13 protein-coding genes are annotated in these 13,300 nt (G+C 41.2%); 2 read left to right on the forward strand and 11 right to left on the reverse strand.

From position 1 onward, the window contains the following. Nucleotides 1–383: 383 nt before the first annotated feature. Nucleotides 384–689: a UPF0175 family protein gene (locus AB1L08_RS14170; RefSeq protein ID WP_413065318.1), complete on the forward strand. Its 306-nt coding sequence runs from the start codon at nt 384–386 to the stop codon at nt 687–689. Next, the gene (locus AB1L08_RS14175) at nt 673–1,170 is read left to right on the forward strand and encodes a PIN domain-containing protein (protein WP_413065319.1); all 498 of its coding nucleotides are present in this window, start codon (nt 673–675) and stop codon (nt 1,168–1,170) included. The genes AB1L08_RS14170 and AB1L08_RS14175 overlap by 17 nt, the downstream gene beginning before the upstream one ends. Before the next feature lie 439 nt (nt 1,171–1,609). Here AB1L08_RS14175 and AB1L08_RS14180 read toward each other — a convergent pair whose 3' ends face one another. The 11 genes from AB1L08_RS14180 to AB1L08_RS14230 all read right to left on the reverse strand — a co-directional run bounded on the left by AB1L08_RS14180 (nt 1,610) and on the right by AB1L08_RS14230 (nt 13,239). Continuing rightward, nucleotides 1,610–2,056 (reverse strand): SRPBCC family protein, encoded by a 447-nt coding sequence (locus AB1L08_RS14180; RefSeq protein ID WP_413065320.1) that lies wholly within the window; start codon nt 2,054–2,056, stop codon nt 1,610–1,612. A 16-nt stretch (nt 2,057–2,072) separates the two neighbouring features. After that, nucleotides 2,073–2,903 (reverse strand): NAD(P)/FAD-dependent oxidoreductase, encoded by an 831-nt coding sequence (locus tag AB1L08_RS14185; RefSeq protein ID WP_413065321.1) that lies wholly within the window; start codon nt 2,901–2,903, stop codon nt 2,073–2,075. Further along, entirely contained in the window at nt 2,903–4,306 is a 1,404-nt protein-coding gene (locus tag AB1L08_RS14190) for an NAD(P)/FAD-dependent oxidoreductase (protein ID WP_413065322.1), read from the reverse strand. The genes AB1L08_RS14185 and AB1L08_RS14190 overlap by 1 nt, the downstream gene beginning before the upstream one ends. A 155-nt stretch (nt 4,307–4,461) precedes the next feature. Further along, nucleotides 4,462–5,955 (reverse strand): glycerol kinase GlpK, encoded by a 1,494-nt coding sequence (glpK, locus tag AB1L08_RS14195; RefSeq protein WP_413065323.1) that lies wholly within the window; start codon nt 5,953–5,955, stop codon nt 4,462–4,464. A 2-nt stretch (nt 5,956–5,957) separates the two neighbouring features. Continuing rightward, entirely contained in the window at nt 5,958–7,064 is a 1,107-nt protein-coding gene (locus AB1L08_RS14200; RefSeq protein WP_413065324.1) for an ethanolamine utilization protein EutH, read from the reverse strand. 197 nt (nt 7,065–7,261) lie between these two features. Further along, nucleotides 7,262–8,029: a DeoR/GlpR family DNA-binding transcription regulator gene (locus AB1L08_RS14205; protein ID WP_413065325.1), complete on the reverse strand. Its 768-nt coding sequence runs from the start codon at nt 8,027–8,029 to the stop codon at nt 7,262–7,264. Nucleotides 8,030–8,857: 828 nt separating this feature from the next. Beyond that, nucleotides 8,858–9,682, reverse strand: coding sequence for a carbon-nitrogen hydrolase family protein (locus tag AB1L08_RS14210; RefSeq protein ID WP_413065326.1), 825 nt, complete (start codon nt 9,680–9,682; stop codon nt 8,858–8,860). Between the two features lie 67 nt (nt 9,683–9,749). Then, a complete protein-coding gene (locus AB1L08_RS14215; protein ID WP_413065327.1) occupies nt 9,750–11,030 on the reverse strand; it encodes a TRAP transporter large permease in 1,281 nt (426 codons plus the stop codon). Nucleotides 11,031–11,033: 3 nt separating this feature from the next. Further along, entirely contained in the window at nt 11,034–11,516 is a 483-nt protein-coding gene (locus AB1L08_RS14220) for a TRAP transporter small permease (RefSeq protein ID WP_413065328.1), read from the reverse strand. A gap of 14 nt (nt 11,517–11,530) precedes the next feature. Then, nucleotides 11,531–12,556 (reverse strand): TRAP transporter substrate-binding protein, encoded by a 1,026-nt coding sequence (locus AB1L08_RS14225; protein WP_413065329.1) that lies wholly within the window; start codon nt 12,554–12,556, stop codon nt 11,531–11,533. Continuing rightward, nucleotides 12,553–13,239: an RraA family protein gene (locus AB1L08_RS14230; RefSeq protein WP_413065330.1), complete on the reverse strand. Its 687-nt coding sequence runs from the start codon at nt 13,237–13,239 to the stop codon at nt 12,553–12,555. The genes AB1L08_RS14225 and AB1L08_RS14230 overlap by 4 nt, the downstream gene beginning before the upstream one ends. Nucleotides 13,240–13,300: the final 61 nt, after the last annotated feature.

Here is a 13,300-nt window from a genome sequence, read left to right on the forward strand (position 1 = left end):
CCGTGTTCCAAATAAATCTAAATAAAGCATATATAAAATCCCCATCTAAAAACAGGTGGGGATTATTTGACGCTTACGTTTTGGTAATGAAAATCTACCAAAAGGTATATTTTAGATGCTTCTAAAGTAAGTGCCTGACAGGTATACTACCGTAGATACAGCGGCTGTCCAGAAAGTCCGTTTGAAAGTAATGGAACATAAAAGCCCAAGAATGTTGACTTGACGGCATTCTTGGGCTTTGTTTTTTATTTTCGGGTTGAAATACCACTTTTGAAAAGCCCCTTTTAGTGTTCATGTGTCAATTTAAGATTTAGGTGGTAAAATGAGATTAGGTTAATTATGAAGACGAAGGAAAATATATCATTTAAATAGAGGTGAAAAAAATGGCCCGGGAATATTTTCAAGTAAACTTGCCAAACTCTTTTTTACCTTTTATCAATCATAAAAAGGGCAGCAGTATTGATACAAAGGTAAGGGTTTCCTTAGCGATTGGAATGTTCGCTGAGAAGCAAGTAACACTTGCGAGAGCAGCTGATTTGGCCGGGATGTCATTAGCAGATTTTATTGATCTTTTGAAATCCAAGAATCTTCCATGGATGGAATACACAGAGGAGCACTTATCCGAGGATCGGCAAGCGATTGCAGAATTAATCTCCTCGGAAAATGGACAACATGAGAAAAATAATTAGTAACTCAACACCGATCATCAGTTTAGCCATATTGGGGAAACTTCCACTTTTGGCTGAGTTATTCGATGTAGTTTACGTTCCTGAAGCTGTTTATAAAGAAGTAGTTCATACTAATACAACCAAGCATTACGGAAAAAAAGAGTTGGAGCAATTAGTACACGAGGGGAAAATTCATTCCATCCAAGTGGAGAATAAACAACTCATTAGTACATTGTATGGGAAACTGCATGAAGGTGAACTTGAGGTTATTGTAGGAGCAAAGGAATTGGGCTTGGAAACTGTACTTATGGATGAACGAGCCGCAAGATCCTTTGCGAAAACATTTTTATTACGTCCTATCGGTACAATTGGCATTTTGTTGCTGGCTAAAAAGGAAGGAAAGGTAAAGCAGGTGAAACCACTACTGGATAAATTGATTTCTGAAGGAGTATTTTTGTCAAAAAATCTTTATTATCAAGCATTAGAGGAGGCGGATGAATAAAAAGAAGGGTGCCCCTGGCCCAAGTGTCCTTGCCGATTCGTCAACGTCCTGTCATGTTCGTCTTTCCTGTTTATGAAAAACTAGCCAATTTTTGAGTGACCCCTTGTCGCTACAGCAGGTCATTTCCAATATCGTCCTTTCCTTGAAAGCTTCCAGCTTGAGAGCATGAAAGTTTTAGTTTTTCCTTATTTTTCATTATATGAAGACCAATAGGAGGATTTTGTCAGTTGTCACTGCGTTGCTGCAACGACCCAAAAACTCTTTATTACCTCATTATTCTCTTGATTTTTGATTTTAAGAAAACAAGAACATGTATACGAATGAGTAATGATTCGCTCCTCTGAATACCAAAAGCCGGAATAAATCATATAAAAAGACGATCGTCCCAGGCCGGGCAATCGTCTTTTCTCTGATCCGCAAATTGTAAATGAATACCTATTCAACCCGCAAATAACGTTTGTACATTTTCGGCGAACTCGTCGGCGGATTTTTCGACAGTGCTTTTCATTAAGATGTCCCCCAATGTCGCCAGTCGGCCTGTCATTTGCAAATCCATTTCATAGATGATATTGGTCACATTCTCATCTATTTCTTCGAGCTGGACTGTCATTTTTGATTTAAATAAGCCGGCGAGCTTCATAGGTTTGCCAAGCATTTCAACTTTTAGCTCTTTGCCTTCCACAGCATCGGTGAGTACGCCGTTGGCTTTAAATTTAATGGTCATAAACTTTGTTTTGACGACCATATCTGCTTCGTATTCGGTGTCGCTCAGAGCAACTAAATTTTCGCAGCCTGGTACGCAGCTCGCCAATTTTTCCACGTCCATAAAAACCGTCCAAACATCTTCTTTTGCTGCCTGAATCGTGAATGAATCTTTTATTTTCATGAATGTCGTTCCTCTCTTATGCAAATAATCGCTTCATACTGGACTCAATTTGTTCGCATGAAACTTCATGATGATCTGTGCAATGGCCGAATGCTAAAATATTGTCAACGCTCGTCTTTCCGGCATGATCTGTTACTACATAGAGCTTATCATTTAGTGCAATACCGGTACCTTTTAAGAAAAACGTTGAAGGGATAAACCCTTTGCTAAAAATGAGGCTGTCACAAACCAATGATTCAACTTGCTCAGTGTACTTATGTTTGATATCGACTCTATCAACTCGCGATTTGCCGTAGATCTTGTGTACTTCATAATCATCGGCTTGGATGCGGATGACATCCAGCCCTTGCTTGGATAAAAGTGCAGCGACTGCACGTGACGTTTTGCTGTTATCCAATACGGCCACTTTTTTGCCGGGAAGAAAGCCTCTTTTCATTAATTCTGCTGCCATTGTGGGTGTCATTACACCTGCTGGCCGTGTTCCGTCTATCTTATGGGCTTCCCTTGGTTTTTCTAGAGCGCCGGAACAAATGATGATTTTTTCAGCCATTATATCAAATGTGCCTGTAGGTGTCTGGACATTTAATACATGATCTCCGCCGGCAAATGCCTCAAATAAACCGGTCACCGTTGCCTTTGTCCATTTTTCATATGGCAGATCATTGAATTTTTCTACCAACTTCTTTTCCAATTCAAATCCTTCTTCATTGAAAAGGGGGTTGCTGAAACCGCCAAATGTATCGTGATAATCGACAATTAACACGTCTTTCAGACCCATCTCATAGGCTTTTAAGGCAGACTGTATCCCTGTGATGCCAGCGCCTATAATGACTAGTTCATACTTCATTATGATCGTCCCCCTTTGAAAGCAAGCGTTGAATGTTGTAAGCCTTTTAGAGGAACCTCGTTTTGATCCAATCCGTATTCATGAAGGATATCTATGATTTTTGGAATGCAGCAGTTGCCTTGACACTCGCCCAAAGTAGCACCGGTTCTTCTTTTTACTCCATCAATGGTGGAGGGGGGGACAGGGCCTTCGAGTGCATTCGTGATCTCGCTTCTTGTGATTGTGCGGCACAAACATACAATTTCTCCCACGTTCTCTTCTGCGTCATCAAATAGGTTAGGGATTTCTGTTTGTGCTTCCTGATTTCTTTCCAACGTTAATCCGGCTTTTTGTAACTGTTCTGCAACCACTTCCGCTATGCCTGGTGAAGCCGATAATCCGGTCGACCGAATACCAGCAGCATGGATAAATTGTTTATTTTTCTCGGATGGTCTGATGACATAATCGCCTGTGCTGCAAACGGCTCTAATCCCGGCAAATTGGCGGATGCTGTCAAACTCTCTTGCGTGAGGTATAAGCTTTTCACAGCCGTTTAACACTTGTTCCATTCCTTCGGTGCTTGTGGAGTTATCCTCTTTATCCTGTTGATCTTCAGCTGTTGGCCCGAGTAGAAATCCGCCGAAAACAACCGGGGAAATCAACGTGCCTTTCGATTTTGCCGAAGGTACTGGTAAAATGATCTGGGATATGCCAATTTCCTCTTCAGTTAAAACAAACTGTCCTTTTCGAGGTGAAATGGTGAAACTTGTATCGCCTATCATTCGGCTAATATGATCCGAATAGACACCTGCCGCATTTACAATATACTTTGTAACAATTTCACGGCCATTTTCTAAAATGACGATAAAACCATGATCGTTCTCTTTGATATCAGTGACACCGGAGCCTAAAATGAGTTCAGCCCCATTGAGTACTGCCAGCTCGGCATAGGAGCGGGTAGCTGTAAAAGGATCGCAGATCGCTTCTCCGGGAATGGAGAGAGCGCCGATCACTTCGTCCGTCACAGAAGGATTCATTTCCAGCACTTCATTTCTGTCCAACCATTCAACATCGGCACCGTTTGCTTCTGCATTCGGTATATATTTCTCTTCAATGATGCTTTTTTCTTCTTCTGTGGTAGCGATCATAACAGCGCCACAGGGAATGTAAGGAATCTTTAGCTGTTCGGTATAATCAGGCCATAAGTCACGGGAACGCCTTAAACATTCAGCTTCCAAAGAATTTGGCGGCGCATCAAAGCCTGTATGGATGATTCCGCTGTTTGCTTTACTTGCACCTTCACAAACATCAGGCTGCTTTTCCACCAAAGCGATTGATACATTATAAAGGGAAAGTTTTCTTAAAATTGCAGTTCCCACCACGCCGCCGCCAATGACTATTACGTCTTTTCTTTCACTTTGCATTACGTATCTCCCTTCATCGAAAACAAATCATGTTGTTAAAAAACATTATACAATCAACAAAAATCCACGTCAAGTTGTAATAAATACACAAAAAGGTAGAATGAAGAGCAACAAAAAGGGCATTAATGAATTGATCTATTAATGCCCTTTTATCATTAATTCGTAACCCAATTCTTTGAACGTTCCACCGCTCTTCTCCAACCGGCCATTAATTTTTCTCTTTCTTCTTCTGATATTTTTGGTGTATACCGTTTTCTCAGTTTCCAATTAGAGGCGATTTCATCAAGGCTGTCAAATTCGCCAATGGCTAATCCGGCCAAATAAGCCGAACCAAGCGCAGTCGTTTCCGTGATGACAGGGACATCAATTGGTATCCCGAGTAAATCCGCCTGGAATTGCATGAGAAAATCGTTGACAACGGGGCCGCCATCAACCCGCATCACTTTTATGTTGATTCCTGAGTCTTTCTCCATGACGTCCATATTTTCCTTCACTTGATAAGCAATACTCTCCAGTGTCGCCCTAACGATGTGAGCCCTTGTTGTTCCGCCTGTAATGCCGACCATCGTGCCCCGGGCATATGGGTCCCAGTGAGGTGCAGCCAATCCGACAAATGCAGGGACGAAGTAGACGCCGCCCGTATCCGGTACCGACTTCGCCAGGTTTTCTGTTTCTTGTGCCGTTTCAATAATTTTGATTCCGTCCCGTAACCATTGGATGGCCGCTCCCGTAATATAAATTCCGCCGTCAAGAGCAAAAGATATCTTATCATCAATTCCCCAGGCAACTGTCGTCAATAGGCCGTTCTTCGAATCTACTATTTTATCTCCTGTATTCATTAACATGAAACAGCCAGTTCCATAGGTAGTTTTTACAGTTCCGGGCTCAAAACATGCCTGACCGAAAAGAGCTGCTTGCTGATCGACAACACTCCCGGCAATGGCCACTTCTCCGCCCATAAAGCTAGCCGGATCGGTATTCCCATAATGTTCGCAAGAGGGGCGGATCTCTGCCATCATTGATTTAGGTATGTTCAATCTTTCCAGTATTTCCTCATCCCAGCAGCCTTTGTGTATGTTCATCAACATTGTTCGGGAAGCGGTAGAATAGTCGGTAATATGCAGTCGCCCGTTTGTCATTTTCCAAATGAGCCAAGTATCGATTGTGCCGGCCAGCAAGTCTCCTTTTTCTGCTTTTTCTCTTGCTTCATCCACGTTATCCAATATCCATTTAATTTTTAGAGCGGAGAAATAGGATTCGACCAAGACACCCGTTTTTTCTTTGATTACGTCTCCCCATTCTTCGTTCAGTTTGTCAGCCTCTTGGGCAGTTCTTCTGTCTTGCCAAACGATGGCATTGTAAACGGGCAGGCCGGTATTCCGGTCCCAAACAACGACTGTTTCTCCTTGGTTGTCCAATCCCATGGCGGTGATTTCATTCATTCTTAAACCGCCTTTTTCAAGGGCAATTCCGATCGATTCCTTTGTTTTTTCCCATAATTCCAATGCATTATGTTCAACCCATCCGGGTTGAGGATAGTATTGGGTATGCTCGACGTATCCCTGGGAATGGATTTCCCAATCTTCATTTAAAATTAACGTTGTTGTGCCCGTGGTTCCTTGATCAAGTCCGATAAAGTATTTTTTCATCATTAAGCACCCCTATTAGTGAATTTTCTTTGCTCTTTCTGACTTTCTCTCGTAAACAAGTAAGCTAGAATGATTGCTAAAACACCAGCAGCAATTTTACTTAATACAACGGCAGTAATCATATCGGGACGCACACCGCCGGTGAACCCAAGGTGATCCCCTAATGCCGCCGTTGCCGGTACAAGCCAGGCTGTGTTAATCACTTTTCCCCTTACATCCATGTCTTTCATCATTTTATAAACGGGAATACTATTGGCCATCGTAATCACAATACCTGCTGCTCCAACGGCATTCATGCCAAGCATTTGCCCTATCTTCCCCAATGGTTTCTCCAAACCTTTCACGATTAAGTGCAGTATTGGGAAAGTACCTAATAAAATGATTGCGATAAACCCGACAATTTCAATTCCTTCTGATATAGGCGCCATTCCGGGAATGATGACGACTCCGGTTAACGCTTCAAATGCCGCTGCTCCCAAACCGATCGTAATGACAATGACAATGAATTTTCCGAAAAAAAGCGCGCATTTGATTAATATATCTGGGATGACAGCCAATCCGATGATTAAAATGACAGATAAGATAATAACTGGAATTAAGTTGACAAAAATCATTTTTACATCAAATCCGGCAATTAACCCACCAATCAATCCGCCAAATGGAATTGTAACCATCCCGGCCAATAAACCTTTGGCAAAAAACGGGCGGTCTTCCTGTTCAATCAGTCCCAGACCGACAGGAATGGAAAAAACCAATGTACATCCAAGCATGGAGGCTACAACTAAACCGGATAATAATCCGGCTTCTTGATTAACCGCCAACTCCATTGCCAGCGGGTAACCGCCCATATCATTGGCTAGAATAGAAGCGAACATCGCCGGATCGGCACCCATGACATCAAAAATCGGGATAATAATCGGCCCCAATACGCGAGAGATCACTGGTGTTAACGTAATAATCCCAACCATGCCGAGGGCAAGTGGTCCCATTGAATTAAATCCTTCCTCAAACTTTTCGCCCAGGCCAAACTTATTCCCAATCACCCTATCAATTGCACCGATGAGAATCCCAACTGCCATGACCCAGATAATAATTTCATCAAAACTCATGTAGATCCCCCCAAAATTCAAAGTAAAACAACAAAAACTAGCACATAAAACACATTATTTTGTGTTTTATTTATAACTTAATACTAGTTTTATGTGTATTTGAATGTATTATAATAATAATTGCAAGCGATTTCAATGGGTAAAGCAAAAAAATAAGGGAAATTCTACTCTTTATATAGGCAAGAGTAGAATTTCCCTTATTTTTTATAACCGATGACTTCAATGCCTTCATCTATGTATTCTTGGGCAATATCCCTATGAAGTTTATCGTTTGTGACAATAATATCTATTTCATTGAGAGGACAAACTTTTACAAGCGCTTTAATTCCAAATTTGCTGTGGTCGGCAACAGCTATCGTTTGTTTCCCGTTCTCTATCATGATTCTTCTGACCCGCGTTTCTTCGAGGTGATAATCGGATATACCGTTATCTTTTGTAATGCCTCCAACCCCGATAATGGTTTTATCTACATTAAACTCCTTGATAAATTGCTCGGAAATGAATCCTGATAAAGCCAATTCATTCGAGCGTAATATTCCTCCCGGCATTATCACCCGAAATGTTGGGACATTGACCAATTCCTGGGCTATCGTTATACAATTGGTAATAATGGTCAAGTTTTTTTTGTTCTTTAAATGGCGTGCTACTTCCAGGGTAGTTGTGCCGAGATCTATCATCAATGTCTCTCCGTCCGAAATAAGCTCTGCCGTTTTTTTCCCGATCATGATTTTTTCCTTGGCATTTTTCGTATAACGCGTATTATAGGAAGGTTCTGCGCCAGATTTAGTATTTAATACCGCTCCTCCGTAAACCCGTTTCAGTTTGCCTTCCTGTTCAAGGTATTCCAAATCCCTTCTGACGGTTTCAATGGAGACATTGAACTTTTCGCAAAGCTCGGGTACTTTGACGATTTTATTCAGTTCTAACAGTTCCAAGATAATATTATAACGTTCTTGTGCCAGCAATTGAATTTCTCCTTTTTTAGAACTTGCTTTATTGTTTGGCGGGCAGTTTTAAGGGTTCTTCTGTGTTTTTAGAATTATGCGGAAGACGTTTGAAATAATCGTAACTTCTTTTGAACAAAACGTCAATTGGACGTTATATAGAGGAGTTTAACATTGCTGCAAACAAATTCACTTTTGGAACAGAGGGTGCTGAAATAGGATAAGAGCAATAAGGGAGATTCGAAAAATATGAACAATGAGGTGAAAAAATGGCACATGAATATTCTCAAGTGAACCTTTCCAACTTCTTTTTTACCCTTTATCAACCATGCAAAGGTAAGGGGTTCTTTAGCGATTAGAATGTCCGCTGAAAAACAGGTAACGCTTGCACGAGCGGTTGAATTGACGGGATGCCATTAGCAGATTTTATTAAACTTTTACAATCCAAGAATCTCCCATGGATGGAATATACAGAGGAGTACTTATCCAAAGATCGGCAAGCGATTGCAGAATTACTTTCATCAAAAAAGTTAAACATGAGAAAGATTATATGCAATTCGACTCCGAATATCAGTTTAGCCATATTATTGCACTATGAGCAGTAAATAATCTGCCACTTATATTGGATGGTTCAAGGGACACATATAAGTGGCAGTGTTTTATATCTTTTGGAAGAAGCGGTCCTTTCGGAATAAAAAGTACAATCCATTGATGATGAACTAATTAACAAATGTAATTAAGGTTTTCCCTAAGATGGGAATAACGCAACATATTCAATCAATATTACACCTAAATATATCAAGGATTAAGGTTATTTTTAGGATGCGAAAGTTAGGTGTTAAACAAGTTTTAAATGAGAGGGACTTTGTCATAATATCCCGGTCTTCGATGACCAAAACAAGGAATGCTTTCTCTAGCGGAATGTATAATATCTTTCTGGATGTCAGCTATAATGACTCCTTCTCCTTCAGATGCCCGGGTAATCACAGTTCCCCAAGGGTCAATAATCATGCTGTTTCCATAATTCTCTTTTCCCGGCAAATAGCTTCCGAATTGACCGGCCGCTATCACATAACATTGATTTTCAATGGCACGCGCTCTTAATAAAACCTCCCAATGCAGCATGCCTGTATATCTTGTAAAAGCTGCAGGAATAAATAAGATTCTTGCTCCATGCAGTGCATAATTTCTATACAGCTCCGGAAAGCGCAAGTCGTAACAAATGCTTAACCCGGCTTTTCCGAATGGAAGCTGAACCATTGCGGGACTTTCTCCGCTTTGAATCGTATTCGATTCCTTATATGAAGGCAAACCTTTAATTTCGATATCAAATAAATGAATTTTACGGTATTTATTGAGCAGTTTCCCATTCGGATCAATCACAAAGCTGGTATTATAGGATTTTTCCTCGTTATATTTTTCAACAATGCTTCCAACATGTATAAAAATTTGGTGTCGTATGGCCAATTCGCTCAGAAATGTAGTCGTTTCACCTTCCGGTATGTGTTCAGCATGGCTTACCTTCTCATGATCCTCTCCCAAGAAATTGCAATACTCCGGCAAAGAAACAAGTTCAGCGCCATCCCGGGCAGCTTGATTGATAAAAGTAGATATTTTTTGCAAGTTTTTTTGTTTATCCGACTTGGAGTTTAACTGAACGGCTGCAACTTTCATGTATAGCTCCTCCTTAATATGATTATGTCAATTTGAAAACTGTGTTTTTATTTTCCAAAGTCCGCGATTAGCCCAACAGACTGGGCAGCCAAAGCGACAGCTGAGGAAAATAAGTCAGAATGATCAGCGTAATAATTAACGGCAAGTAAAATGGCAATGTAGCTTTTACAACTTCTTCAATCGGGACTTTACCTACCCGACTTATCACATACAGTCCCAGGCCTACCGGCGGGGTGATCATGCCCAACAACAGGTTGTATGACATCACAATGCCGAAATGCATGCGATCAATGCCCAAGCTGTCAATAATGGGCAGTAAAATGGGCAACATGATTAATTTGATTGGAATTCCTTCCATAATACAGCCAAGAATGAGCAGCAAAATATTGATGATCAACAGCATCATATATTTATTTTCCGTTAACGAAAGCAGGAAGTCGGACAGCAAGTAAGGTAACTGCTCCGCAGATATAATCCATCCCATTGCCGTTCCGACGCCAATTAAAAACATGATAAGGGCTGTTGAACCGACGCTGGCATTCAAGGCTTCCTTCAGCGAATTCCATTTCAATTCTTTGTATATCAGCGAACAAAATATCGAATAGATGACCGCAATCGCACCAGCCTCTGTCGGGGTGACAACTCCCCCCAGCATTCCTCCCAGGATAACTGCAGGAGCGAGGAGTGCAAAAAATCCATCTTTAAATGTCTTGACAAGCGATTTTCCCGAAAAAGGTTCTGGCGCCGGAGTGACAATAAAGCCCCGTATGGCGCCCACGTATACATAAATGGCCAATGCAACGGCGATAAGAAGCCCTGGGATAATTCCGGCAATAAATAATTTTTCGACTGAAACTTCCGCCAAATAAGCATATACAATTAACGGTACACTCGGAGGTATAATGGCGCCTATGACGGATGATGCAAGGGTTAGGGATGCACTAAAAGGTTTTTGATAACCCTTTTCCACCATTGCCTTCATTTCAATGGCTCCGAGCCCTGCCTGATCCCCAACAGCCGTTCCCGATATTCCGGCAAAAATGACGCTGGCGAATATATTGACTTGAGCCAAGCCGCCTCGTATGTGGCCAATGAGTGCATTGGAAAAATCAAAAATTCTTTGCGTAATGCCGGCTGAATTCATCAAGTTGCCGGCGATAATAAATAGCGGAATGGAAAGGAGGGTGTACCCTTTGATTCCTTCCACCAACTGCAAGGAAAGAACATCCAATGTATATCCACCCAATATTAATGCGGCCAGAGTCGATAAAGCCATGGAAAAAGAAACGGGAAAGCCGATGGCCAACAATAACAGAAATACGAAAAACAATGTGAGAGCCAATAGCATGACTTATTCCCCTTCCTGCAGCCCGCCGGTTTTAAGCGATAACATGATATGATGTACAGACGTTAAAACAACTAACGCAAGTAAGAGTACCAACGGTGCATAAAACCATGCTGTTGGCGCTTTCATAATAATCGTCTTTTTGTTGAGGTGGTTGATTGTTAAGCTCATTGAAAAGATTAGCATGACCACGGATGTCATCAACAAGAGAACGCCGTTAGCTGTATTGACGACTTTTCTTTTTAAAGGATTAAGTTTATCCACCAAGAATGTGATGGAAATATCCTCCCGATCAACGACCAATTTGCCAAACCCAAGAAAAGTAATCCAGCATATAAGGATAGAAAAAAATTCTTGGGACCATATGATTGAGCTGCTGAAGAAATACCTGAAAACAATTTCAACAGATAATATGCCGATCAAGGCCAATAAACATATCAAAGCGATGACCAAATAAGTGTTGGCCACAAATTGAATGATCTTGCCCATACGTTTCACCTCCATTATTCAATTGATTTTATCTGATCAATATAACCTTTTGGAAATACTCCGGATTCCTCTACTTTCTGATGGAAATCGGAAAAAGCTTCGGTCCATTCCTTCTTGTCAATTTCAAAGATTTCAATTCCGTGCTCCTCTTTCATTAATTCCAAATGTTCTTCAACTTCCTGTTCCAAGAGCTGAGTAGCTTTCGTTCCGGCTTCATTTGCTGCCTCAATTAAGATGTCCTGGTGTTCTTTAGAGAGTTTGGAGAATTTTTCTTCGCTTATGGCGATGACAATATCCTGTGGATATTCATCAATGATCGTCATGTAAGGTGCGACTTCCGTAAATTTCATTGACCACACCAAGGATATGGGCGATGTAGCCGCATCCACCAAATTTTGTTTCATGGCCAAATATGTTTCTGTCCATGCCACAACCGTTGGATTGGCACCAACAGATTCGTATGCTTGCGAATAAAATTCCGATTCAAAGGACCGTATTTTTAGCCCTTTTAAATCTTCAACAGATTTAACCGGCTTTTTGGATACTAAAACACGGTATGGACCTCTGACAAAATTCCTTTCCGTATTTAAAATGCGAATCCCTTCCGATTTGATTTTTTCATGTACTTCTTGCCCTAATTCCCCTGTATTGTATTTTTGGAAGTGTTCAAAATCCCTGAAGAGAAATGGTATGCTGCTCACTTGCACCCTGGAATCAAAATCATCAAAATAGGTAGCACCCTCTGCATACATATCCTGGGTGCCCATTAACATATTATCGATTTGGGTTTTTCCTTTTCCCAACAGCTCAGCGGGATATACATCGACCACGATTTCACCATTGCTTTTTTCCTTCACCAGATCGGCAAAAAGATTGAATGCCTTCCCTTCAACAGATTCATCCGGCATCTTTGTACCAAGTTTTAATACTATCGGCTGATTGGTACCATCTTTTTTGTCATTGGCGGTCGATCCCGTTCCGCAGCCACTCATAATGGTCGCCATCATTAATAAAGTAATCATAAAGACTCTCATTCTCATCTTATATTCTCCTTGCATTCATCATTTGGCCCAAGCAATTGATCCGCTTTCGTGATACTGCTTAACGTTTTTCCCATGTCCAGCATCTCTTTGAATTTCGGTTCGTTTCTTTCGCTCAATTCCGCCTTTTCCAAAATTTTTTCGTAGTTCAGGTCCTGTGGAAGCACTAATACGCCATTATCATCTGCTATAATGAAATCACCAGGCTTAACCACTACTCCGCCACATTGAACGGTTGTATTGATTTCGCCGCTTATTCCATAGAGCTTGGTCGTAATGGGCGAAAGGCCAGTGGCAAATACCGGTAATCCGATTTCACGGATCGCCTGAATGTCCGTACAAGGACCATCAATGATAATCCCTGCCACTTTTCTGGACTTTGCTGCATAGACCACCATTTCACCGACACAGGCATGCTTGGTATCTCCAGTCCGATCGATGACTATCACATCTCCTTCCTGAGCCAGACTTACGGCTTTATGAACCATCGTTGAATCATTTGAGCTCGTTCTCACAGTAAATGCCGTCCCTACTACCTTGACATCTTGCAGTATGGATCGAATCTGGCAATCCATGAAACCGTAATGAAGATGATGTCCAATCGTTGCCGGCTCCACCATTTCAAAACGCTTCTTCAAGATTGGCGTTAATTGCTTGTTTTCGACACGGTTTAGAATTTTCATATTAGGATTAACCTCCTGATTTTAATTTTTTAAAAAAAATCGTTCGCTAAATTAACCGACA

It is taken from the genome of Siminovitchia jepli (genome assembly GCF_047228825.1).
Lineage (GTDB): Bacteria > Bacillota > Bacilli > Bacillales > Bacillaceae_C > Siminovitchia.